At 65.4% G+C, this 23490-nt stretch carries 25 protein-coding genes; 9 read left to right on the top strand and 16 right to left on the bottom strand.

Features of this window, described 5'->3' with window-relative positions:
* Window positions 1–26: 26 nt before the first annotated feature.
* Window positions 27–1328, bottom strand: coding sequence for an acyl-CoA dehydrogenase family protein (locus HBE63_RS15995; RefSeq protein WP_166905614.1), 1302 nt, complete (start codon window positions 1326–1328; stop codon window positions 27–29).
* Window positions 1329–1343: 15 nt separating this feature from the next.
* On the bottom strand, window positions 1344–2000 hold the full coding sequence (locus HBE63_RS15990) for a TetR/AcrR family transcriptional regulator (protein WP_166905613.1): 657 nt from the start codon (window positions 1998–2000) through the stop codon (window positions 1344–1346).
* A gap of 280 nt (window positions 2001–2280) precedes the next feature.
* Between HBE63_RS15990 and HBE63_RS15985 the strand changes: the two genes are divergently transcribed.
* From HBE63_RS15985 to HBE63_RS15970, 4 genes are read left to right on the top strand one after another with little or no spacing between them, the layout of a single operon-like run.
* Window positions 2281–3561, top strand: a complete 1281-nt coding sequence (locus HBE63_RS15985; protein WP_166909852.1) for a cytochrome P450 — start codon at window positions 2281–2283, stop codon at window positions 3559–3561.
* Window positions 3561–3755, top strand: coding sequence for a ferredoxin (locus HBE63_RS15980; protein WP_166905612.1), 195 nt, complete (start codon window positions 3561–3563; stop codon window positions 3753–3755). The genes HBE63_RS15985 and HBE63_RS15980 overlap by 1 nt, the downstream gene beginning before the upstream one ends.
* Before the next feature lie 15 nt (window positions 3756–3770).
* A complete protein-coding gene (locus HBE63_RS15975; RefSeq protein WP_003880116.1) occupies window positions 3771–4067 on the top strand; it encodes a DUF1330 domain-containing protein in 297 nt (98 codons plus the stop codon).
* 13 nt (window positions 4068–4080) lie between these two features.
* Window positions 4081–5001: an LLM class F420-dependent oxidoreductase gene (locus HBE63_RS15970; protein ID WP_166905611.1), complete on the top strand. Its 921-nt coding sequence runs from the start codon at window positions 4081–4083 to the stop codon at window positions 4999–5001.
* 187 nt (window positions 5002–5188) lie between these two features.
* Here the strand turns inward: HBE63_RS15970 and HBE63_RS15965 are convergent, their stop codons facing one another.
* From HBE63_RS15965 to HBE63_RS15925, 9 genes are all read right to left on the bottom strand, one after another.
* Window positions 5189–5956 (bottom strand): alpha/beta fold hydrolase, encoded by a 768-nt coding sequence (locus tag HBE63_RS15965; RefSeq protein WP_166905610.1) that lies wholly within the window; start codon window positions 5954–5956, stop codon window positions 5189–5191.
* Between the two features lie 3 nt (window positions 5957–5959).
* A complete protein-coding gene (locus tag HBE63_RS15960; protein WP_166905609.1) occupies window positions 5960–6160 on the bottom strand; it encodes a ferredoxin in 201 nt (66 codons plus the stop codon).
* Window positions 6160–7362 (bottom strand): cytochrome P450, encoded by a 1203-nt coding sequence (locus tag HBE63_RS15955; RefSeq protein WP_166905608.1) that lies wholly within the window; start codon window positions 7360–7362, stop codon window positions 6160–6162. Before HBE63_RS15955 ends, HBE63_RS15960 begins: the two co-directional genes overlap by 1 nt.
* A gap of 148 nt (window positions 7363–7510) precedes the next feature.
* Complete coding sequence (locus tag HBE63_RS15950; RefSeq protein WP_166905607.1) at window positions 7511–8311, bottom strand: NAD(P)-dependent oxidoreductase; 801 nt, start codon at window positions 8309–8311, stop codon at window positions 7511–7513.
* Entirely contained in the window at window positions 8311–9129 is an 819-nt protein-coding gene (locus HBE63_RS15945; RefSeq protein ID WP_166905606.1) for an NAD(P)-dependent oxidoreductase, read from the bottom strand. Before HBE63_RS15945 ends, HBE63_RS15950 begins: the two co-directional genes overlap by 1 nt.
* Window positions 9129–10022, bottom strand: coding sequence for an alpha/beta fold hydrolase (locus HBE63_RS15940; protein WP_166905605.1), 894 nt, complete (start codon window positions 10020–10022; stop codon window positions 9129–9131). The genes HBE63_RS15945 and HBE63_RS15940 overlap by 1 nt, the downstream gene beginning before the upstream one ends.
* A gap of 16 nt (window positions 10023–10038) precedes the next feature.
* Window positions 10039–11697: an OB-fold domain-containing protein gene (locus HBE63_RS15935; RefSeq protein ID WP_166905604.1), complete on the bottom strand. Its 1659-nt coding sequence runs from the start codon at window positions 11695–11697 to the stop codon at window positions 10039–10041.
* 93 nt (window positions 11698–11790) lie between these two features.
* A complete protein-coding gene (locus tag HBE63_RS15930; protein WP_166905603.1) occupies window positions 11791–12012 on the bottom strand; it encodes a ferredoxin in 222 nt (73 codons plus the stop codon).
* Window positions 12009–13313: an NADH-ubiquinone oxidoreductase-F iron-sulfur binding region domain-containing protein gene (locus tag HBE63_RS15925; protein WP_371814760.1), complete on the bottom strand. Its 1305-nt coding sequence runs from the start codon at window positions 13311–13313 to the stop codon at window positions 12009–12011. The genes HBE63_RS15930 and HBE63_RS15925 overlap by 4 nt, the downstream gene beginning before the upstream one ends.
* Window positions 13314–13340: 27 nt before the next feature.
* On the opposite strand from HBE63_RS15925, the gene HBE63_RS15920 reads away from it, so the two are divergent.
* On the top strand, window positions 13341–13814 hold the full coding sequence (locus HBE63_RS15920; protein ID WP_166905601.1) for a hypothetical protein: 474 nt from the start codon (window positions 13341–13343) through the stop codon (window positions 13812–13814).
* A 23-nt stretch (window positions 13815–13837) separates the two neighbouring features.
* On the opposite strand, the gene HBE63_RS15915 is transcribed toward HBE63_RS15920, so the two are convergent.
* From HBE63_RS15915 to HBE63_RS15900, 4 genes are read right to left on the bottom strand one after another with little or no spacing between them, the layout of a single operon-like run.
* Window positions 13838–14749, bottom strand: a complete 912-nt coding sequence (locus tag HBE63_RS15915; RefSeq protein WP_166909850.1) for an alpha/beta fold hydrolase — start codon at window positions 14747–14749, stop codon at window positions 13838–13840.
* Between the two features lie 26 nt (window positions 14750–14775).
* On the bottom strand, window positions 14776–15168 hold the full coding sequence (locus HBE63_RS15910; protein WP_166905600.1) for a Rieske (2Fe-2S) protein: 393 nt from the start codon (window positions 15166–15168) through the stop codon (window positions 14776–14778).
* The gene (locus HBE63_RS15905; RefSeq protein ID WP_166905599.1) at window positions 15168–16310 is read right to left on the bottom strand and encodes an amidohydrolase family protein; all 1143 of its coding nucleotides are present in this window, start codon (window positions 16308–16310) and stop codon (window positions 15168–15170) included. The genes HBE63_RS15910 and HBE63_RS15905 overlap by 1 nt, the downstream gene beginning before the upstream one ends.
* Window positions 16311–16334: 24 nt before the next feature.
* A complete protein-coding gene (locus tag HBE63_RS15900) occupies window positions 16335–17450 on the bottom strand; it encodes an amidohydrolase family protein (RefSeq protein ID WP_166905598.1) in 1116 nt (371 codons plus the stop codon).
* Between the two features lie 277 nt (window positions 17451–17727).
* On the opposite strand from HBE63_RS15900, the gene HBE63_RS15895 reads away from it, so the two are divergent.
* The 4 genes from HBE63_RS15895 to HBE63_RS15880 all read left to right on the top strand — a co-directional run bounded on the left by HBE63_RS15895 (window position 17728) and on the right by HBE63_RS15880 (window position 22112).
* Window positions 17728–18732 (top strand): acyl-CoA dehydrogenase family protein, encoded by a 1005-nt coding sequence (locus HBE63_RS15895; protein ID WP_166905597.1) that lies wholly within the window; start codon window positions 17728–17730, stop codon window positions 18730–18732.
* Entirely contained in the window at window positions 18733–19908 is a 1176-nt protein-coding gene (locus HBE63_RS15890; RefSeq protein ID WP_166905596.1) for an acyl-CoA dehydrogenase family protein, read from the top strand.
* A gap of 126 nt (window positions 19909–20034) precedes the next feature.
* Window positions 20035–21003, top strand: coding sequence for an LLM class flavin-dependent oxidoreductase (locus HBE63_RS15885; RefSeq protein ID WP_166905595.1), 969 nt, complete (start codon window positions 20035–20037; stop codon window positions 21001–21003).
* A 32-nt stretch (window positions 21004–21035) separates the two neighbouring features.
* Window positions 21036–22112, top strand: a complete 1077-nt coding sequence (locus tag HBE63_RS15880; RefSeq protein WP_166909848.1) for a dihydrodipicolinate reductase — start codon at window positions 21036–21038, stop codon at window positions 22110–22112.
* Window positions 22113–22137: 25 nt separating this feature from the next.
* On the opposite strand, the gene HBE63_RS15875 is transcribed toward HBE63_RS15880, so the two are convergent.
* Window positions 22138–23475, bottom strand: coding sequence for a TetR/AcrR family transcriptional regulator (locus tag HBE63_RS15875; protein ID WP_166905594.1), 1338 nt, complete (start codon window positions 23473–23475; stop codon window positions 22138–22140).
* Window positions 23476–23490: the final 15 nt, after the last annotated feature.

The raw sequence follows: 23490 nt of genomic DNA, 5'->3' as shown, positions 1-23490 counted from the left end.
AGCAAGCCGCGCAGTGTCGATCTCGCTCACAGGTTGCCCACCTCAGCTTCCAGGTATTCGGCGAACTTCGCTTTCGCAGCGTCGCGTTTGCGGGGAATCCACTCGGTGGGCCAGGTGTCGGTGGTCGGATGGTAATCGCGCAACACCTGCCGGGCAACCGTCGTCTTGTGCACTTCGGTCGGGCCGTCGGCCAGCCCCATCACCGCGGCGCCGGTGACCATGCCCAGGAACGGCATCTCGTTGGTGACACCAAGTGCGCCGTGGATCTGCATTGCCCGCCAGGCGATGTCGTGCAGTACGGCGGGCATCGCCACCTTGACCGCGGCGATGTCCTTACGGACCAACTTGTAGTCGTTGTACTTGTCGATCTCCCACGCGGTGTAGAGCACCATCAGCCGGAACTGCAGCAACTGGGCATAGGAGTCGGCGATGTAGCCCTGGACGAACTGCTTGTCGGACAGGCGACTGCCCTGGGTCTCGCGGCTCAGGGCTCGTTCGCACATCATGTCCAGCGCCTTCTGGGCCAGGCCGATCGTGCGCATCGCGTGGTGAATCCGGCCGCCGCCCAACCGGGTCTGCGCGATCACGAAGGCTTGCCCCTCGCCACCCAGCACCGCCTCGGCGGGCACCCGGACATTGTCGTAATGGATCAACGCATGGCTGCCCTCGTTGTCCGGTTCGCCGTACAGTCCGACGTTGCGGACGATCTTGACGCCCGGAGTGTCGGTGGGCACCAGGAACATCGACATCCCCTGGTAGGCGCTGACCTCAGGGTTGGTGACCACCATGACGATGAGGAACGATGCGGTTGCGGCGTTGGAGGAGAAGAACTTCCAGCCGTTAATCACCCAGTCGTCCCCGTCGCGTACCGCGCTGGTGGTGAACAGCGTGGGGTCGGCACCGGCGTGCGGCTCGGTCATCGAATAGCAGGAGAACAGCTCGCCCTCGAGCAGCGGATGCAGGTAGCGCTGCTTCTGCTCCTCGGTGCCGTAATGCGCGATGATCTCGGCATTGCCGGTGTCGGGCGCCTGACAACCGAACACGATCGGCGCCCACTGCGAGCGGCCGAGGATCTCGTTGAGCAGCGCCAGCTTGAGCTGCCCATAGCCTTGCCCACCGAGTTCTGGGCCGAGATGTGTCGCCCACAAGCCCTTCTCGCGCACCTGCGCCTTGAGCGGATCGATCGCTTCTCGGCGCTTGCCCTCCAGTTGGGTGAATTGCAGGTGCGGCCAGGCCAAGTCGAGCGGCTCGACCTGCTCGGTCACGAATTCGTCAGCCCAGTCCAGTAATTCCTGATACTGCGGGTCGGTCTCGAAATCCCACGCCATCGGGGGTCCTCCGATCTAGTTGTTGGTGGTGTTGAAGCCAGTGATCATCGCGCCGATATCGCGTGCGACGAGGTCGGTGAACGAGCGGTCGCCGTAACTGCCGCCGGCCCAGTGCCGGACGCCCTCGCTGACCAGGATCTGGGCCAGCCGGGACAGGTGGATCACGTCGACGTGCGCACCGAGCGTGCCGTCGGCCTGGGCTCGGGCGAACAACTCGCCGAACATGTCGGCGTCCTGGGTATCCGGGTCGACGTCGCCGGCCAGGATCCGGTGCTCGTGCCGGTACCCCTCCAGGATCGTCTCGACGATCAGATCGGGTGGATTGCGGGCCATTGACCGTTCCAGGCTGCGCAGTGCCTCGGTGATCACGTCCATCATGTCGTAATCGCCGGTCAGGAGTGATTTCACCCGCTTCTGGGCCAGCCGGGTGGAGGTCAGGCCCACCTCGAACAGCACGTCCTCTTTGGCCGGGAAGTAGAAGTAGAACAACGCGCGGGACACCCCTGCGGCTCGGCAGATATCGGCGACCGTGGTCTTGGCGTAGCCGTTGGTGCGCCAGAGCGCCATCGCGGCCTGGACCAGGTCGCGCTTGGTCTGGTGCGAGCGGGCCCGCTGGAACGAGGCGCGACGCTGACTGCCGTCAGCAGCATCCGTCGCGGTTCCCCTGGCCATATTCGGCACTGTAACAACGGATGCGGCGATTGGAAATAGTTGACGTCTGTCTAACTATCTCTGCAATGAACGCCCGGTGCATGGCCGCCGGTTCTGGTTACCGGCGGTGCCTCGGGTGTGACCTGACCACGCTGGGCGCTCAGGGGGTGAGAATCCTATTCTTGCTGCTTATGGCTGATAGGTTGGGGTCCGGCGTTGACGCGCAACCGGGGCTATGGAAATCTACTATTCATAGATGAGAGCCGCATTCTCATATGTGTGGCTGGAACGGGAGCAGCTGATGGCGATCGACCCAACCGGTATCGATTTTTTCCGCGATGAACGATTGGTCGACGACCCGTACCCGTTCTTCGAGGCGCTGCGGAACAAATGTCCCGTCACCCGTGAAGACCACTACAACGTGACCATGGTGACCGGCTGGGACGAAGCGGTGCAGGTCTACAACGACGAGGAGACCTTCTCGTCGTGCGTGTCGGTCACCGGGCCGTTCCCGGGGTTCCCGGTCCCGCTAGAGGGGCGCAGTGCCGACGAGGTCACCGCGCTCATCGACAAGCACCGCAACGATCTGCCGTTCAGCGACCAGCTGCCGACACTGGACCCGCCGACCCACACCGATCATCGCTCGTTGTTGATGCGGCTGATCACGCCCAAGCGCCTCAAGGAGAACGAGGACGCCATGTGGCAGTTGGCCGATGAAGTGCTCGACAGCTATCTGGCACCTGGCGGGGGCGAGTTCATCAAGGGCTTCGCCGGCCCGTTCACGCTGTTGGTGATCGCCGACCTGCTGGGCATTCCACCCGAGGACCGCGAAGGATTCGTCAACGGCATCAAGCAGAATTCCGGTGGCGGCATCGGCAGCACCAGCAAGGAGTCGCTGTCGCACAGCCCGCTGGAGTTCCTCTACGGCCAGTTCTCCGACTACGTGGCCGACCGTCGGGCCAACCCCCGCGACGATGTCCTCACCGGTCTGGCCGACGCCACCTTCCCGGACGGCAGCATCCCCGACGTCGGCGATGTCGCGCGGGTCGCGACCAATGTCTTCTCGGCGGGGCAGGAAACCACGGTGCGCCTGCTCAGCACCGCGCTGAAGGTCCTGGGTGAACAGCCCGAGATCCAGCAGCGGCTGCGCGCCGACCGCAGCCTGATCCCCAACTTCATCGAGGAGGCGCTGCGGATCGAGAGCCCGGTCAAGGGTGACTTCCGCCTGTCGCGCTGCCCGGTGACCATCGGCGACACCGAGTTGAATGCCGGCACCACGGTGATGGTGCTCAACGGTGCGGCCAACCGCGACCCGCGGCGCTTCGAAGATCCCGACACCTTCGACCCGGCGCGCAAGAACGCCCGTCAGCACCTGGCTTTCGGCCGTGGCATCCACAGCTGCCCCGGTGCCCCGTTGGCGCGCGCGGAGACCCGCGTGGGGATCGAGCGGTTGCTCGACCGCACGACCGACATCCGGATCTCCGAGGCCAAGCACGGCTCCGACAGCGATCGGCGCTACAACTACATCCCCACCTTCATCCTGCGCGGGCTCACTGAGCTGCACCTGGAGTTCGACACCTGATGCGGGTCAGGGTTGACGAGGACCGTTGCGCCGGCCACGGCATGTGCCTGACGCTGTGCCCCGAGGTCTTCGAGATGTCAGACGATGGTTGGGCGGTGGCCGACCCGGACGAGGTTCCGGCCGGGCTCGAAGATGCCGCGCGCGAGGCGATAGACAACTGCCCGGAGCGGGCAATCAGCGAAATCGACAACTAGAGAAAGTGATTCGTAATGGCATCTGCTAAGGGCTACGTGATCATCACCGAGGACATCAAGGATCCGGCCGGCATGGGTGAGTACGCCAAGCTGGCGTCGAAGGCGATGGGCGGCGCCACGATCGTGGCCGTGGACCAGAAGCCGGAGGTGATCGAGGGCGCGTGGCACGGCACGCAGACGGTGGTGCTGGAGTTCGAATCCGTCGACGCCGCGCGTGAGTGGTACTACTCCGACGCCTACCAGGCGGCCGCCAAGGTCCGTCAAGGCGCAGCGGAGTGCAACGGCGTCATCCTTTCCGGCTTCCCCTCCTGATCGGCCGGCCGCAGTGCGTTACAGCATCACCCATCCGATGCACACTCACCCGTACCATCCGGATCTGGTGAGCGGCAGCGGGGTTGCCGCGGTAGCGGCTGCGGCCGAGGCGGCAGGATTCGACGGCTTCGGGTTCACCGACCATCCCGCGCCGTCGCAGCGCTGGCTGGATGCCGGCGGTCACGACGCGGTCGACCCGTTCGTGGCCATGGCCTTCGCCGCGGCACACACCACCACGCTTCGCCTGGTGCCCAATATTGTGGTGCTGCCGTATCGAAACCCGTTCGTGGTGGCCAAATCCGGCGCCACCCTGGGCCTGCTGTCCGGCGGCCGATTCACCCTGGCCGTCGGAGTGGGCTACCTCAAGCGGGAATTCGCCGCGCTCGGGGTGTCCTACGACGACCGTGCCAAACTGTTCGACGAGGCACTCGAAGTCATCCGAGGGATCTGGACCACCGACGACTACAGCTTCGAGGGCAAGAACTTCAGCGCACGTGGTATCACGGCGCATCCGCGCCCGGCGGCGAGCCCGCATCCGCCGATCTGGATTGGCGGCAACACCTCAGCGGCGCGGGCCCGGGTGGCCAAGCACGGCGACGGCTGGTGCCCATTCGCCGCGCCACCGGGCCTGGCCAAGACCGCGGGCACCGCGGCGATCGATTCGCTGGACGCGTTGGCCGCCGGCATCGAGGACCTGCGGGCCCGGCTGGTCGCGGCCGGCCGCGACCCAGGCGGAATCGACATCGTGTTCAACAACTTTGAGGGTGGCAGCCCCGGCGACGACGACTTCGATGCCGACGCGTTCTTGGTCGGCGTGGACAAGCTCGCCGCCCTGGGGGTCACCTGGCTGCACGTCACCCTGCCGGGTGACAGCCTCGCCCATGCGCTGGAGGCCACCGAGAAGTTCGGCAAGACGGTGATCGCCGCGGCCTAGCTCGCGTGTGCCTTGACGAGCGGGCCGGACTTCCTCGTACGTAGCGCTATGGCGAAGAATGTTCAAAATTCTCGCCATAACGCTACGCACGCGAACGGCAAAGTCCCTCGCGAACGGCAAAGTCCCTGTGTCATCGAAATCGACTACGGGGACACGGTTCGTCGCTGTCCTGTCTCGGCCTATAGAGCTAAGCCGGCGTCAGTGCGGCAATCGGTGTGGTCGTCGTGGCGTGCACCAAAAGCTCGGCCAGTTCGCGCGGGCGGCTCAGGAACGGTGAGTGCGATGCGTCGATGGTCAGTTGCTCGACGCCGAGACGTTGTGTCACGGTGTCGGCCAGCCACTGCGGCATCGAGCGGTCCTGCAGGCAGCGGATGAAGCTGCGGGGCAGATCGGCCGCCCAGAACTGCGGCACCGACACCGGGGTCACCGTGGTGTCGCCGAACCGCTCCGGCCCCAGACGATCGAAAGCCCAACGGGCCGTTGCCTCGTCGCAGTCATGGTAGAAGTAGCGCCACGCGCCGTCGAAGTCCGCGAAGTGCATCGCGCCCTCCTCGTCGAAATGCAGGTAGCTCAGCATCTCGCCGACATCTCCGTCGAACTCGCTGCCCAACTCATCTTCGGCGGAACGCATGGCCATCGCCTCGGGATAGGTCCGACCTTCCCTGGGCAACGCAGCGGCGAGATACACGATGTGGCCAACCAGATCCGGGGCCGCGTCGGCAGCCAAGGTGGCGTCGAACCCGCCGCCGGAATGCCCCACCAGCACATCCCCGGCGTGCATGACCTCGAGGATCGCGGCCCGCCGGCTGGCCAGGGTTGATTCCTCGGCTGCCCGGGCGCCGTGCCCGGGCAGGTCCACGGCGACGCCGTCGTGGCCCAGGCCCTGCAACTCGACGATGGTGCGCTCCCAGCACCACGCCGCATGAAAACCACCGTGTACGAAGACGAATCGCACGGGCTACTCCTCGACGATCGAGATGGCCTGACGGGGACACTGCCGCACCGCTTCGCGGATCAGCGCCTCGTTTTCCGGCGTGACATCCTCCTGCAGGATGTGGAGATAATCCTGATCGTCGAGGTCGAAGACTTCGGGGGCGAGGCCCATGCACACTGCGTTGCTCTCGCAGATCTCGAAGTCGACGTGAACCTTCTTCGCCATCACCTGAACACCCGTACTGGCACGTGCGAGTAGCCCGCCACATTCTGCATGTGAACCCGCTGCAGCTGATCCCATTTCACCTCGTAGCGCGGCATGAAATCGAGCAACTTCTCCAGCGCGACGGCGCTCTCCATCCGGGCCAGCGCTGCCCCGAGACAACTGTGAATGCCGTAGCCCAGCCCCAGGTTCTGGGCCTCCGTGCGGTCGCGGTCGATGTCGAAGGTGTCGGCATCGGTGAACGCATCGGGATCGCGGTTGGCCGCGGCACTGATCAGGAACACCGCCTTGCCTGCCGGAATGGTGCCGCTGGGCACGTGGGCTTCCTTGAGGGTGTAGCGGACGTTGTACTGCACCGGGCCTTCGTAGCGCAGCAGCTCCTCGACGGCGGCTCCGACCTTCTCGCGGTCGTCGAGCAGTTTCTGCCACTGCTCGGGATTGCGCGCGAACAGCACCATCGCGGTGCCGACGAGTTTGGTGACGGTCTCGGCACCGGCTCCGCCGAGAAGGGTGGCAAATCCGGTGATCTCGATGTCGTCGAGGCGACGCATCTGGCCATCCTCGCCGGGAATCTCCGCGGCGATCAGCCGGCTGATCATGTCGTCCTGTGGCTCTTCGCGGCGCTTCTGCACCAGCCCGTAGTAGTAAATCCCGGTGTCGATGTTGGCCTGCATGCCGGCTTCGGAGTAGCTGATCTGTCCCGGTTCACGCGACAGGCTGATGTCGATCCAGTGCCGGACCTGCTGGCGGTACTCCGGGTCGACGCCGGCCATCCGGGTGATGACCTCGACCGGGAACGGACCCGAGAAGTCCTGGACGACATCGAATTCGTCGGAGTCGATCATCCCGAGGTGATGGTCGATCTGCTCGACGACGGTGTCGCGCTGGGACTGGATCATGCGCGGGGTGAATGCCTTGTTCAGGAGGCTGCGCATGTGCCGGTGATCGGGCGGGTCCATGAAGATGATCGACTTCTGCGGTGGCTCGTCGCTCTGCACCATGGCCAGATCGCAGCCACGTGACGAGGAGAATGCCTCATGATCCTTCAACGCCGCCGACACGTCCTCATGCCGGGTCAGGGCATAGAAGTCGGAGTCCTCGTTGTAGTACAGCGGTGCGTCCTGACGCATCCGGCGGTACATGTCGAACGGGTTGTTGAAGAACTCCTCGGAGAACGGATCGAAAATCACCTGGGCCTTGGTCATTGGCTGGCTCCTCCTTCGCGGCGGGCTGGGCCGGAAGCGCTGTGAAACGTTACGGGAAACTGTTGAACTGTAACGCTAACAGTAATCCTTTTGATGGTGTTTGAAAAGCACAAAATGGGTGCTGATCAGGTAGTGACGGCAGGCTGGGTCACTTGATCGCGGCGTCGAGCAGACCCTCGAGTCTGCCCAGGTCGCTGCCCAGGTCGCTGTCCAGTTCAGCGGCTGTTCTGCGGACCACGGCGACGTCCTTTCCGATGAACTCACCGACCCGGGCGATGAAGGCGTCCGCCGAGCCGGTGGCGGCGATACCGCCCAGCGCGCGGCTTGCCGCACTGCCGTGTGTGAGGGCAGTCAACAGGGTCGCCTCGTCGATACCCAGTCGATCGCCCAGGCGCACACCCTCGGCCACTGCGCCGATCTGCGCGGCGAACAACGCGTTGTTCACCAATTTCACCCGTTGCCCGGCGCCGACCGGACCGACGTGCAATACCGGATCGGCATAGGCCGTCAGCACCTCGCGGGCACGGGCCACCGCGTCCTCGTCACCACCTGTGAACACCGTCACGGTCCCGGCGGCGATGTCGTGCGGTCCGCCGCTGACCGGAGCGTCGACGACCGCGATGCCGCGCGCCGCCCCGCGCTCGGCGAGGGCCTCGGCGGTGCGAGGGCTGCCTGTGGTGTGAAGCACGAGGACCGAGTCTGCCGGCATCGTGTCGATCAAGTCCGAACACAGTTCACGCGCCTGCTCATCGGTGAACACGCAGACGATCGCCACCTCGGCGTCGGCGACGGCCGCGCTCGCCGATTCCACTGGCTCGGCGCCGAGTTCGGCCACCGCGGCGCGCTTTTCGTCGTCACGGCCCAAGGCTCGCACCTGGTGTCCGGCTTCGGTGAGGCGGCGCACCATCGGCGAGCCCATCCGGCCGGCCCCGATGAAAGCGACGCGCATCAGCGAGGATGGTTCATGATGGCCAGGGCATTGTCGGCCGCATCAAAGACCGCACCCTGCGGTGCAGAGGCATCGTCAGCCAGGCTGGCCGCGTGCCGGCAGTCCTTCTGCAGCAGCGCTCCGGCGATGGGCGCCAGGTTGTCCAGGGTGCCGCCGAACATCGCGATGCTGTTGAGTGCCTTGCTGGTGGCCGAACCCCGCGAGATCACCTCGCACAGCGCCTGACGCGGAACACCCAGCGACTCACCGAGTTCCAGCGCGCTCATGGCGGCGCCCAGATTGGCGCTGAACAGCAGGTTGTTGAGGATCTTGGCGACCTGGCCGGCGCCGACACCGCCCAGGTGCACAATCGGGTCGGCATAGGTGGCGAACACCGGGCGTACCCGCTCGACGATCTCCTCGTCGCCACCGACCATCACCAGCAGGGTACCGGCCGAGGCCGCGGGTTCGCCGCCGCTCACCGGGGCGTCGATGACCGTAACGCCTTGCCCGGCAGCCTTTTCCGCGAGCTCGCGGCAGGTGTCGGGGTGCACCGTCGAGTGGATGGCGATGATGCCGCCCGAGGCCAGTCCGGCCAGCACGCCCGTCTCGCCGTCGAGCACTTGCCGGACGTCGTCATCACCGACCACGCACAGGCAGACCAGGTCACTGGCAGCGGCCAGCTCGGCGGGGGAGCCCGCGGTCTTGGCCCCGGTGTCGGCGAAGGGTTCCAAGGACGTCGGACGCCGTGCCCACAGGGTTGTCTCGAAGCCGCCCTCGACGATCCGCCTGGCCATCGGCGCCCCTTGGCTGCCCAGCCCGATAAATCCGACTCGCATCAACCTGCCTCCACTTCCATTTCGGTATTCACAGTGCCGTTCACCGGCTCGAGGCCGCGGTTGGTCAGGCATTCGTCGGCGAACGACAGCACCTTGCGGTGATAGATCTCGGCGCTCAACCCGACGCTGAGGTTGTGGCCGCTGTCGGCGAGTTCGCCCGTCTGCACCCGCGGTGAGGCGGTGAACATCGCACGGATTGCGGCGAGTGCCTCGGGATTGGACTCCCAGACGTTCTCGTATTCGCCGGCGAGGAACTGCACTGGAACCGTCGTCTGCCCGGCCAGTGCCGGAAATTCCTGCCGCGCCCAGGTTTTGATGACGTCCCCCTCGTACGCTGTGCCGCCCGCGGACAACCCGGCACCGATCACGTCAGACGGGTAGAGCCGGGCCGGTTCCCACAGCAGCTCGCGCAGGCCGCGCGGCCGTTGCTGCGGCGAAGCGTCTTTGAGCAGTTCCTGTGCCGCCGGATGATACCGGCGGCCGGTGCCGGCCAGTGACACACCAAGAACCTCGGGCCGCTGCACGGCCAAGTGCATGGCCAACTCGCAGCCCATCGAATGACCCAGAACGAACAGGTCTGCCGCACCGGCGATGCGCTGGACTGCCCCGAACGCCAACGCGACCCGCTGATCGGGTCGGGCCATGGCATCGGGATAAGCAGCGGAGGCGCCATATCCGGGGCGGTCCAGGGCGATCACGGTATAACCCTGGGCGACCGCGCTGCGCAGCAGCGACAGCTCGGGGTGGCCCGGGCAGTCGAAGTAGGCCGACGTGGTGGCTCCACCGTGTAGTGCGACGACGACCGCGCGCGGGACGGGGGACTCGGCGACCAGTGCCGACATCGGGATGCCGTCGACCATCACCACCCTGGGGTGCGGAGCTGTCTTACTCATGGGGTACGCATGTCCTTCAGTCATCCCTGCGCATCAGCAGCACTCCACTGGGGGTCAGTCCGCCGCTGCTGGCCACGGCGACACGGGCGTTCGCGACCTGACGCTCACCGGCCTCACCGCGCAGCTGGGTGACGGCCTCGTGGATCAGGCCCATCCCGTGGGTGCGGCCGTGCGAGAGCTGGCCACCGTGGGTGTTGAGCGGGATGATGCCGTCGCGGGCGATGTTGTGGCCGCCGTCGAGGAAGTCCTTGGACTCGCCGATGCCGCAGAAGCCCAGGCCCTCGAGCCAGGACAGACAGTTGAAGCTGAACCCGTCATAGAGCTCGGCGACATCGACATCGCTGGGGCGCAACGAGGTTCGCGACCACATGTGCGCGCTCTGGCCCAGCACCTGCGGCTCGTGGGTGAGTGTGGTCTGGTCCCAGTCGAGCCGTTCGATGATCTGGGTACCCACTGCCTCGAATAGGATCGGCGGCTTGGCCAGATCGCGCGCGGCGTCCACCGCCGAGACGATGACGGCCACCGCCCCGTCGCACGGAACGTCGCAGTCGTAGAGGCCGAACGGCGTTGTGATCATGCGGGCCGAGAGGTAATCATCCATGGTCATCGGGTCGCGGTAGATGGCTGTCGGGTTCAGCGCGGCGTTGGCGCGCTGATTGAGTGCGATCCAGCCCAGGGTCTCCCGCGTGGTGCCGTACCGGTCGAAGTGCCGACCGGCGTTCTGTGCCAACGTGTGTGCGGCAGAGGTGGCGCCGTACGGCTGCTGCCAACTGTTGGTGCGGCCACCCATCGGAGGGGACGCCTTGCCCTCCTTGACCAGCTGGCCGAACGTCGCCTCCCACAGGGTGCGGAAACACAGCACATGGCGGGCCATGCCGGTGGCCACCGCCATCATGGCTGCGATCACCGACCCACCGGGGCCGAAGGTATCCATTCCGCCGTTGATCCAGGTGGGCCGGAGCCCGAGTGCACCCTCCAGTGCGGATACGCCGCCTTCGCCCATGCCGGCGATGTCGAGGCCGGGATATGTGGAGAGTCCGTCGATGTCGTCGAACGTCAATCCCGCGTCGGCGACGGCTTTCTCGGCCGCATCGATGGTCAGCGCCAGCGGCGGCACCATCTGGCGACGACCGATCTTGGACATACCGATGCCGGTGATGGCCGAGTGATCCTCGAACTTCGCTTTGGTCAGCATCGGCCGGACGTGCTTGGCGATGTCCTGGGGTGCGACAGGTTCGGCGACGATCGGAGGGGCCGGTGTGGAGTCCGGTGCCCGCTTGAACACCGGCAGCCAGACATCTTCGATCTGCTGGAAGTCGACCTCCACCGGCATCCCTAGTTTGAGAGCGTCCGGCTCGCAGTCGACGATGTTGGTCGTCAACCGGACCCGGGGATCCTCGGCGATGGCCACCTCCGCCACCACATAGGGCGGCGGCATGTCGGGGAAACCGAACCGGTGGTTGACCGTGAACCCGGCGAGCGATGCGCGCCCGGACACGTCGCGGACGCCCATGTTGTGGCTGCGGCAGTACCGGCAGATCGGCTGCGGCGGATGGATGAGGGCGCTGCAGTCCTGGCACTCCTGGATTCGCAGCACCCCGTCGGCGCCCGCGGTCCAGAAGTACTCGTTGAGCGTGGTAACCGTCGGGAGCGGACGTCCCGGTATCTGTGACAACTCGACTCCGGTGGTAAGCGGGTTATTCTGTGCGGAGAATCACGTTACCAGTTTCCGGGATCGGTGATCCAGACCTCATATTCCGAGGTGGCCTCAGCCCACCTCGCGTTCCGTTCGTGTCTCCTTCAGCTCGATGATCGCGTGCACCGGGCAGTCCAGCAGCGCGCGTCGGACGGCGTCCTCGTCGGCCTCGGGGATGTCGCCGTCACCCTGAAGCGAGGCGTACCCCCAGTCGTCGAGCGGGAAGTACTCCGGCGCGTGCTTGGCGCACAACCCGAAGCCATCGCACAACGTGCGATCGAGCTTGACCTTCATGCCGAGACCACCGCCTCCAGGGACTCCACTTCGTACGGCCGCGCGGCGGTGAATGCACCGGAACGGCAGGTCTGACAGCCATTTTCGAGGTGACGCTGTACGTGATCGGGGAACTGTGCCAGCAGGCTGGCGGCCACGTTGGCCGCGCCGTCGAGCGTGGCGCAGGCTCCGCGGCCCCGTAACACCACCGACCACCGCTTGAGCCGGTCCAGATCTTCCTGGGTGGCCAGACCGTCGCGCAGGCCGACGGCCACCGCCGCCATCGCGGCGGTGCCGTTGAAGCACGAACCGCACTGGCCGGCGTTCTCCCGGTCGAAGTAGGCCAGCACCGACGCCGCGACCGCCACCGGGCAGTCGTCGGTGAGGATGCCGATCGCGCCGCAGCCCAACCCGGTGCCCAGTGCCCGCACGGATTCGTGATCCAGGGTGGCGTCGACGATGTCATGGTTGATCAGCCCGGCGAAGTATCCGCCCATCAGCGCTCCGCGGACGTTGTCGGCGGAAACCCCGTGCAGAGTCAACAGATCGGCGAACGCGATGCCGTGCGGCAGTTCGTACAGCGCAGGTACGCGTCCGGCCCCGGTGATCGTGGCCAGGAAGGTGCCGGGGGAGGCTTCGGTGCCCAGTTCCCGGAACGTCTGCGCCCCGTGCTGGTGGAGGTAGGCAAGGTGTGCCAGCGTCTCGACATTGCTGATCAGTGTCGGCCTACCGTCCACGCCCTGCTCGAACGGGCGCGGAGGTTTGTCGGTCGGTTTGGCCGGTCCGCCGTTGACCACATGCACGGCGGCGGTCTCCTCACCCGCGACATAACCCGGTGTGACGGTGAGCAATTCGATCGCCAGACCAGGCAGCGCACCGGTGATTTCGTCGAGCGCGCGCTCGACACATTCGGCGGCAGCCGAATCCGATACGTACACCACGGCGCGGGCGGCCCCCACGATCCCGGCGGCCAGTCGCAGCCCGTCGAGCACTGCGTGCGGGCGATTGCGCAGCAACCAGCGGTCTTTGATCGAAGCCGGCTCGCCCTCCTCGCCGTTGGCGATCACGACGGTGCCGGCATTGTCGGCGGCCCGGCGGCCGTTGTCGCGCACGGTCCGCAGCTTCAGCGCCAACGGAAAGGCCGCGCCGCCCCGGCCGAGCAATCCACTGGCTTGCACCTCGTCCAGTAGGTACTCCGAATCAGCAAGTGCGCCATAGCCCCCGGCATGCTGATACTCAGCCAGGCTCTCCGGCCCGTCGCGGAGTAGGCGCGGGGTGATTCCCGGCCATGCCGCGATTGTGAGTTCGGCTGTCATGGTCACATCCCGTCCCCGGCTAGGCTTACCGGCATGAGAACTGCGGTGGTGCGCGTCGGAGTCGACCCGGCTGGTGAGCTCGGTGCGGAGCAGCTATCCGACGGCATGGCAACGCTCCGTGAGTTGCTGGGTGAACGTGGGGCCGAGGTGCTGGACAATCAGCTCGCCGAACTGCCCGCGCATCGCCGCGAGGTCGAGGTGCTGATCGCCGGCGACAATGCACCAGAGCTGCAGTCCATCGCGATAGAACTGTGTGCCAAGGCATTTGGCACCATCCCCGCAGCGGGGGTGGTGACCTTCGTCAGCCGCGGCACCGATGAGGACGTTCGCGGTGTGCTGGCCGGGTTCGGCCTGTCCGGCGACATCAGTCGGACGGTTGACGCCGAAGGCTGGGATGTGGTGACGGTGGCCCTGGACAAGGCCGATCTGGCCCGCATCCCGGAAAGCCGCATCCACACCGCCCTGGAGGCTTCGCTGAACTGCGAGGTGCACATCCGGACGGTTTGAGACGTCCACAGCCGGCAATGCGTTCACGCCGACCTCAGGAAGTCGATGATGGCCGGGGCGGCCTGCGCCCAGGTGTCGAACAGGCAGAACGTCTTACCGCCGCTCTGTGCGAACTTCTCGCCAGCGCGTTCCCAGGCATCCTCGGGCCAGGGCGGATCGATCAGCTTGGAACCCTTGATGAGACAACTCACTTCAAGCGAGGTGCGCTTGGGGTGGTCCCAGTCGTTCTCGCCACCACGGATGATCAGGGTGGGAACGGTGATGTTGTCGAACATCTCGTCGGGCACGCCGGGGATGGTCTGGCCGGGTTTCGACACGAACGCGTTGAGCCACCGCAGCATGACTTTGAGGAACTCGTCGGCCTCGAGGTCGAGCAGGCGCTGTCGGTTGGCTGGGTTCTCCGCGATACGTTCGCGCCATTCCGGCACGTTGAGCAACCCCTCGATGCCGAGTCCGCGTACCGCCAGAATGCTCGGCGTGACGTAGTGGCCGCCGAGCACAAAAGACCCGTACACGCCACCGACGATGTTCCACACCACCAGCTTTCGCACGATCTCGGGGTAGAGCATGGTGGTCAGCATCGAGTCCCGGGCGCCGCCGGAGCCGCCGAGGATAAAGCACGGCCCGATCTCGAGGGCGGTGATCAGTTTGTAGAGCGTCTCGGCTCGCATGTGCGATTCACTCTGCCCGTAGAACTGCACATCGGAGCGACCGCAGTTGGGCCGGTCCCACAGCAGCACCCGGTAGCCACCCTCGACCAGCGCTTCCGCCAAAGGGCGAAGCCCGGGAATGTCCTTACTGAACCGGCCACCGGGGGTAAGGGCGATGAAATCGCCTTTCTTGCCGAGGAGTTCGTAGACGACGTTGCCGCCGTTGATCTCCATGGTCTTCTCACTCGGCTTGAGTTCGGGCCCGCCCAAAACCAGGTCAGTCATGGTCGTTGATTCGCTCGCAAGCTCGCTCATGCCATCACCAGTACTTCTTCTCCAACCACACGGACCGGGTAGGTACGGATACTCCATTCCGGCTTCACCGCGGTGGTGCCGGTCGCCAGCTCGAAACCCCATTGGTGCCAGGGGCAGTAGATGAACTCCTTGTCGCGCACCATCACTGCGTCGCCTGGCACTTTCTCATCGACCACCGTCCGGCCCCGGGCCCGGCCCGAGCACAGCGGACCGCCCTCGTGCGGGCAGTAGTTGGCGATGGCGTAGAAGGTGCCGTTGACGTTGTACACGCCGACGCCGTGACGGCCAATCGGTACGAGTTTGTGTGTGCCGGGCGGGATTTCATCGACGTTGGCGACGACGTGCTCGCGTCCCTGCGCGAGTCGGGGGCGCTTCTCGGGTTCGGTCATCAGAACACCCGGATCTGTCCCTCGAGGGCCGGCACGGTCTCGGGGAGCTTGTAGGTTTCGATGCCGTTGCGGAACATGATGGCCTCCCGCGCATGCTCGGGCAGGTGTTTGACCAGCCAGCGGGGATCATCGAAGGTCCAGTGCGGATAGTCGCTGGAATACAGCAGGATCTTGTCGCACTCCATCCACTCGAAGGCCCGCGACAGCTCGGTCTTGTCCTCGGGGTAGTCCAGCGGCTGGGTGGTGAACTTGATGTGGTCCTTGACGTACTCGCTCGGCTTGCGCTTGATGTCCATCCAACCCTTGCGCTTTTCATAGATGGCGTCCATTCGCCACATCAACGGCAGGATCCAGGTGAACGCATGTTCGACGAACACCACCCGCAGCGTCGGGAACCGGTCGAAAACGCCGTCGAAGATCAGGCTCATCACCTGATTGGCCGCCAACAGCGAGTAGCTGACCATGAAATCGTGGTTGTAGCTGGGCAGCCCCACGGGCGGGGTCGGCAGAGTCTCGTACTCGCCGCGGGACAGGTGGCAGCTCACGGTGATGTCGTGTTTGGTGGCCGCGGCCCAGATCGGGTCGTACTTCGGGTCGCCCCAGGATGGCCGTGGTTCGGCCTTCATCAGCACCTGTGCCATGTATGGGTGTTCGGCCCACTGTTCGATCTCTGCCACCGCGGTCTGCGGCTCCTCGATCGCGATACAGATCGAACCCCGCCAGCGCTCGTGCCAGTTGTTGTGACTGTCGAGCCAGTGATTGGCCAGCCACAGGTTGACCGCTGTGCAGTAGGCGGCGGTGGCCTCGCCGAGCCGGTGCTCGGAATGCGTGGGCTCCAGGATGGCGATGTCGGAGCCGGCCTCCATGATGAGCTGGCGCAGCGCCATATCCGGGTCACTGCAGGCGAATTCGCCGTCCGGCGGGAACGCGTCCACCCGCATCGCATACGCATGTGCGTAATCCGGGGCATCGTAGTAGATCTGTTCTCCGACCTTGTGGTTCAGAAAGTACTTGCTGCGCCAAGGTTCCGGGATGTACTCCATCAGCTCGCCGCGTCGCGGCATGGGGTGGACGTCGGAGTCGACGCAACGGACTGCGATCCGCTCGGCTGCGGGCACCCGGGGGTTGGTTGTGACGGACATCTGTACTGTGCCTCCCTCGAATGCCTACTGCGCCGCGACCGCGGACGATGGGACCAGGCCTGCGAGGTCCTGCTCCAGTCCGTAAAGCTGTGCGGCATTGCGCCACAACAATTTGTCCCGCTGTTCGGTGCTGAACGCGGTGGGAACCTCCGACTCGTTCAGCTGCCAGTGCGGATAGCTGGAGCCGAACATGACCATGTCTTCCTTGCCGGTGAAGCCGAACCACTCACCGGCAAACTCGGTGTCGCCGGGCCCGTCGAGTGCGCCTTGGACGAAGAAAACGTGCCCGGGCAGGTAATCGCTGGGCATCTTGGGGGCCCACGGGGTCTGCTCGAGGTGTGGCCGGCCGAAGCAATCCATCCGCCACATGAAGGGGGTCAACATGTCCGCGGCGCCGTCGGACCAGACGAACTGCAGCGTCGGTGTCCTTTCGAACACGCCCTCGGCGATCATGTTCATCAGGTGATAGATGTAGTTGAGGGCCATGAAGCCCAGGTACTGCTCATAGGTCCTGGTCTTGCCTGACGGGGTCGGCGCGAACTGGATACCGGCGCCGCCCTCGATGTGCACGGCGACCGGTAGACCGGCTTCGGCGGCGGCATCCCACAGCGGCCAGTACTGCGGCTTGCCGTATAGCTCGCGCGATTGCAATGGCACAGCGATCTGCACCACGCGCGGGTGGTCCTTGTACTTGTCGAGTTCGCGCAGGGCGCCGGCGATGTCGTCCGGATTGACCCGGATGGTGCCGCGGAAGCGCTCACCATGCTCGCCGTGTTCGAGCCACCGGGTCACCATCATCTCGTTGTGTGCGGCGGCCAGTGCGGAACCGAGGTGACGGTCGGGCATGATGCCACGGGTCATGGGGTGCAGGATGGCGATGTCGACGCCTCGGTCGGTGAACAGATGCCGGGCGGCGATATCAGGATCGGAGCCGGGGTACTGGCGGTCGGGTCCCTTGGTGTCCTTGGCGTACTCGCCGCCCGGTGCGCCGTACCAGTTCATCTCGTAATCGGGAAAGCCACGGCTGGCAAACGGTTCCTTCATGAAGTTCTGCCGCAGGTCCTTGTTCGACCCGACAAAGATGTGCACGCTCGCATCGATGACCGGTACACGTGTGCCGTCGGTTTGCTCTATGGCCAAGACTGTCCTCCGATGTCCGTCCGGAAACGAGCTGCGCACGCGCTGTTGACGACGTGCTTGTTACGCCGGACCTTACAGCCAGTCTAGATCCATATTCTTCTATGGCAAGAACATAGTTCTCAAGCCGCTGTGACGCTTTATCGCAGGTAAGCGTAGGTGCTGGTCACTCGCACAACCCACTGATTCGGAGAACCGTCACTTGCTGATGGAGAAGATACCGCCGCAGAAAGAGAATGTTATTCTCCTTTCGACGTAACAGTGCAGCAGGAGGCGGCGGGTGCTACTCGAATTCGATGCCGATCAGCGGCTATGGCAGGAAACCGTGCGCGATGCGGTGACCAAGCAGTGCCCGGCCACGCTGGTCCGTGAAGTGGCCGAACAGGGTGTCGATCCGACACCGCTGTGGCAGAGCTATATCGACCAGGGCTGGACCGAGCTCACCGACTCGGAGAACGCGGTCGAGCTGGCGATCGTGCTCGAGGAACTCGGTCGGGGCACGGATCTGACGCCCTACCTGGCGACCATGTCGCAGTACGCGCCGCTGGCGGGGGACCGCTTCGACGCGGCCAAGGCCGGCGCCGCGGTGTACAGCGGTGTGGCGGCCAACCGGGACGCCACCGGCTGGGTGCTTACCGGGACCGCCCATCACGTCCTGGACGGCGACCGCGCGCAGAACCTGGCCGTGGTGACCGATGCCGGCGTGTTCCTGGTGGACGCCACCAAGGCGGTGGTTCGCCGCAGCCAGATCTTCGATCCGGTGCTGCATGTGGCTGAGATGTCCTTCGCGAATGTGCAGGTCGAGGACACGGACCGCGTGCGCGTCGACACCGAGAAGGCGCACCATCTAGCCCTGACCGGTATGGCCATCACCATGGTTGGCGCCTGTCAGCGGGCGCTGGACCTCGTCCTCGAGCATGTGAAGCAGCGTCAGCAGTTCGGCGTGGCGATCGGGTCGTTTCAGGCGGTGCAGCACAAGGCTGTCGACATGCACGTGGCGATCGAGCGCGCCCGTGCGCTGGCGTACTTCGCCGCGTTGACGATCGCTGCAGACGATCCGCGGCGCCGCCTGGCGGCGAGGATGGCCAAGGCGGCGGCGGGGGAGTGCCAGACCGTGGTGTTCCGCCACGGCGTGCAGTTGTTCGGTGGGATGGGCTTCACCTGGGAGAACGACGTGCAGTTCGCGCTCAAGCGGGCCAAGGCCGGGGAGCTGCTGTTGGGCGGCGCTGCCGAGCACCGCGCGTTGATCGCCGCCGAGTACCGCACGACCTACAGGGGACTGTAAATGCAGCTGACATACGATTCCGACGTCGAGGAGTTCCGGGCCGAGTTCTCGGCATTCCTCGATGCCAATCTGCCTTCTGCGGCCGACACACTGGAGCGGCCCCGTTCGGTGTCGCACATGCCGCAGTGGGCCCGCGACTGGCAGCGTCTGCTGTTCGACAACGGGTGGTTGCTGCCCGCGCAACCGCCGGAGTTCGGTGGGCGCAACGCCACCGTGGTGCAGACTTTCGTCCACCTCGATGAGCTGTGCCGCCGTCGGATCTATCACAGCTTCAACCCGCAGGGCGTCAACATCATTGCGGCGTCACTGCTTACGTTCGGTTCCGAGGAGCAGAAGCACCGCTGGGCGGTGCCGGTGCTGCGGGGAGAGAAGACCGCGTCGCTGGGTATGAGTGAGCCGAGCGCGGGCTCGGACCTTGCGTCACTGCGTACCCGTGCCGTGCAAGATGGCGATCACTTCGTCGTCAACGGCCAGAAGGTGTGGACCTCCGGTGCTCACGACGCCGACTTCCTGCTGACGTTCGTGCGCACCGATCCGGATGCGCCGAAGCACAAGGGAATCAGCGTGCTGATCATCCCGACCGACACCCCCGGGGTGGTGTGCCGGCCGTTCGCCGATATGACGGGCGAGGAGAACCTCGATTTCAACGAGGTCTTCTTCACCGACGCCCGGGTGCCGGCCGAAAACCTGGTCGGCCCTCTCAACGGCGGCTGGGGCGTGGCCAACGGCTCGCTCGGTCACGAGCGCACCATGATGTGGCTCGGCTTTGCCGACCGAATCGACAACATGCTGGCCGACTTCCATCCCAAGACCGAGTTGGAGCGCGACCAGTACGCCACCACGATCATGGACTACCAGGCCTTGCGTGCCATGGGATCCGCGGCGCTGGCCAAGGCCTCACGCGGCGAGGCGGATACCGCATCGGTGTCGGTGCTCAAGTTGTTCGGATCCGAAGCGGAGCGCAACGCGTTCGAGAACGCGCTGACCGCGGCCGGCCCCGACGGGCTGATCCATCCGGCCACATCGGGTCCGTACGAGCACATGAACCTTGACCACTATTTCTCCAGCTGGTTCGAGCGCTACGCCCGAAGCTTCGGCGGCACCATCGCCGGTGGCACCTCCGAGATCCAGCGCAACATCATCGCCACCCAGGTATTGGGGCTGCCCCGCCGCTGATCTCTTCTTGCGCGAGCAGACGTGAATGTCCCCGAAGTCCACAGATTTCGGGGACATTCACGTCTGCTCGCCAGGCTTTACATTCAGCCGTGACGCGGAACAAAATTTAGGTTACTGTCGGCTCTGATGTTCACCCTGCGTTTCGACATGCGGGCCCCGGCCGGTGTGGCATCGACGTGTGACCTCTACGCCGCTGCCATCGACATGTGTGCGTGGGCCGAGACACGCGGTGCGGTGATGGCAGTGTTGTCCGAGCATCACGGGACCGCCGACGGGCATCTCGCCGCTCCGCACATCCTGGCCGCAGCGATCGCCGCCCGTACGCGTCAGCTCTCGATTCTGCTTGCCGCAGTGCCGATTCCATTCTGGGATCCGGTACGGCTCGCTGAGGAGATCTGTGCGCTGGACCTCATCAGCCGCGGCCGGGTCTTGTACGCGCTCGGTGTCGGGCACCGTGCCGAGGAGTACGAGCACTTCGGCGTGGACATGAGCACGCGTGGCAAGGTGGCCGATGAGCGGTTGGCGCTGCTGCTGCGATTGCTGGCGGGGGAGACCGTCGAGCATGACGGCCGGCGGATCACGGTGACGCCCGGCCCCGCGAGTGCATCCGGACCCCACCTGCTCATCGCGGGAGGTACCCGGGCCGCCGCGCGACGGGCGGCGCGGCACGGCCTCGGATTCATCTCGCAGACGGCAACACCGGGGCTCAAGGAGTTCTATGACGCTGAGTGCCGGGCCAACGGCCACGAACCCGGCGTGGTCCAGTTTCCTGTTGCCGACGCACCCACTGCGATATTCGTGGCCGACGACGTAGACCGGGCATGGGATGAATTGGGACCCTTTCTTCTTCACGATGCCGTCACCGCCGCCGCTTATCGGAAAACTGACGACTCGGTCGCCAGCATCTCACGTGCCGACACCGTGGCGGCGCTGCGGCAGGCCGGCGGCCCCTATCGGATCCTGACCGTCGACGAGGCCGCCGGCTACATCCGCGGCGGCAGACCGCTGCCGCTGCTGCCGCTCTGCGCCGGGTTGCCACCGGAAATGGCATGGCCATACCTCGACCGGGCCGTCACGGTATCTGAACATGCATGACGTATGTAGATGATGAGGAGCCAAGAGTGACAATGCCTTTGCGACCTTTGCGGGCCGTCGTCTGGTCCACCGGCGGCGTCGGGTCGATAGCGATCGACGCGATCGCCCGGCGGCCGGACCTCGAACTGGTAGGGGTGTGGGTGCACTCGGCCGCCAAGGTCGGGCAGGACGCAGGTGTCCTGTCCGGGGGCAGGCCGCTCGGCGTGCCCGCTACCGATGACGTCGACGCCCTCATCGCGTTGGCACCTGACTGTGTGGTGTACGCGGCAAGTGGGCCCGATCGCGACGCCGCGGCGGTGCCGGACTACGTGCGGCTGTTGCACGCCGGAATCAACGTGGTGTCAACAACATCGACCGGCCTGGTATACCCGCCGGCCTACTATTCAGCCGAGTGGCGCAGCCAGTTGGAAGCCGCGGCCAAGTCCGGTGGCTCCTCGTTCTATGCGTCGGGTGTCTTTCCTGGATTCGGTTCGGACCAGCTTGCGCTGATGCTGGCGACCCAATCAAAGAATATCGACCGCCTCACGGTCACCGAGGTTTCCCTCAACGATCACTATCCGGTTGCCGACGTGATGATGGATGGCATGGGATTCGGGCGTCCGCTGGACTTCGAACCGATGCTCAAGACGCCCGGATTCATCGAGATGGCCTGGAAGGCGCCGATTTACCTGATTGCCAATGCACTCGGCGCGGCGGTGTCCGAGGTTCGCGGATCGCTCGGCCGGCGTACCACCGACCGGGATATCGAGGTGGCATTCGGAACCATCCCGGCGGGCACCTGCGGTGCGGTTTCCACCCGTGCGGCCGGCGTGGTGAACGGCCGGGAGGCCATCGTGATCGAGCACATCATCCGGATGTCACGTGACGTCGCACCCGATTGGCCGGCGTCGGAGTTCGACGCCACCTACCGGGTGGATATCGACGGTGATCCCGATATCCACTGCGCGATGAACCTGGGGGCGTCCGAAGGGGACGGTGCAGGGCGGGCGGCGATGGCGGCAACCGCCATGCGCGTAGTCAACGCGATTCCCTACGTGGTCGACGCACCCACAGGCCTGTTGAGCTCGCTTGATATCCCGAATACGTTGCCGCGGTATGCATTCGACTGAAAACGGCCCAAGCAGCGAGATGTGGTCAGGATCCGCGGACGGCGACGCCCCGCAACACGGTGTCGCGAGCGAGGATCAACGCGTTCCGCGTACCGATCTCCTGGAGGATGTTCTCAGGGATCCACTGCTCACCGATGATGCAGCGGGTCAGCATGTCCGCGCCCGCCCTCTTGATGTGTATCTCGCCGTCTCGGATTCCTTCGGAAAGAAGAGCTTTCATCTGACGGATACGGGTGGTGAAGGACCATGCGGGGTTGGCCGAGTCCGGAGGTGATTGGCGTAGCCACGCCAGCTGGATGCGGAACTCGTCGGGGAACTGGTCGAGTGCATTGATGTTCAGCCAGCTCAGCGCATCGAGCTTCTCCACGGTCGTGGAGTCCGCGTGGACGATGTCGGTCCATGCACCACCGACCTTTCGACCGAACTCCAGCATGATCGACATCAGCAGCTCGTCTTTCGAGCCGATGATCCGGTAGACGGTTCCGGTACCCAATCCCGCGGCGGACGCGATGTCGCGAATGGTCGTCATCTCATAGCCGCGGCGTCCGAACTCCGTTCGGGCCACCGCCCGCACGTGGGCGGCCTTGAGGTCGGCGTCGTCTTCGACATCGTCCCAGCTCTTGACGACTGCTTGGGCGGCCGCGAAGGCGTTGGACCGATCCAGATCCCTGTCGGAGGGGGGATCGGCGGCGAGACCTTCCAGAGCTATCCGGCACTTCAAGGTGGCCACTGTGTCGGTCGAGGCGTTGTGCCGGATCACGTCGAGGCCGACGTGCAACATGCTCTGGCAGAGACGGTCGGCCAGGGTGGGAAGGTCGACATCGGAGCGGATGTCGCCGCCGCGGCGGCCGGCATGCAGCGCCTGCAGCATCGCTGCCTGGATCTTCGTGGGTTGGCGGGCAGTCAACTCGATGAGCTCGGAGTCGTTGCTGGGCCCCTCGTAGAAGGACATCTGCAGGGCGGCTCGATGGTCCACCGCGCAACGGGCGATTTCGCATCCAAGTGCGGTGATCTGTTCGGAGGCGGGGCGCGGGTCAGCCTCGTCGAGGCGTTGCAAAGCGAGCTCGCCGACGCGATCCAGGTCAGCGTGATAGAGCCGGATCAGCTCGACGAGGATGGCTTCCTTCGATTCGAAGTGGTGATAGAGGCTGCCCGCGAGAATGCCTGCCGCGTCGGCGATCTGTTGCAGCGAGCTACGAAGGCCGGTGGTGGCGATGACGGAGTTCGCGGTCTTGAGGATCTCGGTGCGGCGCGTGAGATCGACGGGCGCTGAGCCGGCGACGACGGTGAGCTTCGCAGCGACCGGGCGTTTCTTGCCCGCGGGGCGGCCGCGTTTGGAGTTTCGCCCTACGGCGTCGGCCATCGCTGCTCCTTAGTC

The sequence above is a fragment of the Mycobacterium sp. DL440 genome (assembly GCF_011745145.1).
Classification (GTDB): domain Bacteria; phylum Actinomycetota; class Actinomycetes; order Mycobacteriales; family Mycobacteriaceae; genus Mycobacterium.
Note: the sequence above shows the minus strand (reverse complement) of the source record. Positions and strands in the feature narration are given on the sequence as shown.

What these genes read in the sequence shown, in the direction of transcription:
- HBE63_RS15995 (WP_166905614.1), bottom strand. Translation starts at nt 1,328, where the DNA reads ATGGCGTGGGATTTCGAGACCGACCCGCAGTATCAGGAATTACTGGAC.
- HBE63_RS15990 (WP_166905613.1), bottom strand. Translation starts at nt 2,000, where the DNA reads ATGGCCAGGGGAACCGCGACGGATGCTGCTGACGGCAGTCAGCGTCGC.
- HBE63_RS15985 (WP_166909852.1), top strand. Translation starts at nt 2,281, where the DNA reads ATGGCGATCGACCCAACCGGTATCGATTTTTTCCGCGATGAACGATTG.
- HBE63_RS15980 (WP_166905612.1), top strand. Translation starts at nt 3,561, where the DNA reads ATGCGGGTCAGGGTTGACGAGGACCGTTGCGCCGGCCACGGCATGTGC.
- HBE63_RS15975 (WP_003880116.1), top strand. Translation starts at nt 3,771, where the DNA reads ATGGCATCTGCTAAGGGCTACGTGATCATCACCGAGGACATCAAGGAT.
- HBE63_RS15960 (WP_166905609.1), bottom strand. Translation starts at nt 6,160, where the DNA reads ATGGCGAAGAAGGTTCACGTCGACTTCGAGATCTGCGAGAGCAACGCA.
- HBE63_RS15955 (WP_166905608.1), bottom strand. Translation starts at nt 7,362, where the DNA reads ATGACCAAGGCCCAGGTGATTTTCGATCCGTTCTCCGAGGAGTTCTTC.
- HBE63_RS15950 (WP_166905607.1), bottom strand. Translation starts at nt 8,311, where the DNA reads ATGCGCGTCGCTTTCATCGGGGCCGGCCGGATGGGCTCGCCGATGGTG.
- HBE63_RS15945 (WP_166905606.1), bottom strand. Translation starts at nt 9,129, where the DNA reads ATGCGAGTCGGATTTATCGGGCTGGGCAGCCAAGGGGCGCCGATGGCC.
- HBE63_RS15940 (WP_166905605.1), bottom strand. Translation starts at nt 10,022, where the DNA reads ATGAGTAAGACAGCTCCGCACCCCAGGGTGGTGATGGTCGACGGCATC.
- HBE63_RS15930 (WP_166905603.1), bottom strand. Translation starts at nt 12,012, where the DNA reads ATGAAGGTCAAGCTCGATCGCACGTTGTGCGATGGCTTCGGGTTGTGC.
- HBE63_RS15920 (WP_166905601.1), top strand. Translation starts at nt 13,341, where the DNA reads ATGAGAACTGCGGTGGTGCGCGTCGGAGTCGACCCGGCTGGTGAGCTC.
- HBE63_RS15915 (WP_166909850.1), bottom strand. Translation starts at nt 14,749, where the DNA reads ATGACTGACCTGGTTTTGGGCGGGCCCGAACTCAAGCCGAGTGAGAAG.
- HBE63_RS15910 (WP_166905600.1), bottom strand. Translation starts at nt 15,168, where the DNA reads ATGACCGAACCCGAGAAGCGCCCCCGACTCGCGCAGGGACGCGAGCAC.
- HBE63_RS15905 (WP_166905599.1), bottom strand. Translation starts at nt 16,310, where the DNA reads ATGTCCGTCACAACCAACCCCCGGGTGCCCGCAGCCGAGCGGATCGCA.
- HBE63_RS15890 (WP_166905596.1), top strand. Translation starts at nt 18,733, where the DNA reads ATGCAGCTGACATACGATTCCGACGTCGAGGAGTTCCGGGCCGAGTTC.
- HBE63_RS15885 (WP_166905595.1), top strand. Translation starts at nt 20,035, where the DNA reads ATGTTCACCCTGCGTTTCGACATGCGGGCCCCGGCCGGTGTGGCATCG.
- HBE63_RS15880 (WP_166909848.1), top strand. Translation starts at nt 21,036, where the DNA reads ATGCCTTTGCGACCTTTGCGGGCCGTCGTCTGGTCCACCGGCGGCGTC.
- HBE63_RS15875 (WP_166905594.1), bottom strand. Translation starts at nt 23,475, where the DNA reads ATGGCCGACGCCGTAGGGCGAAACTCCAAACGCGGCCGCCCCGCGGGC.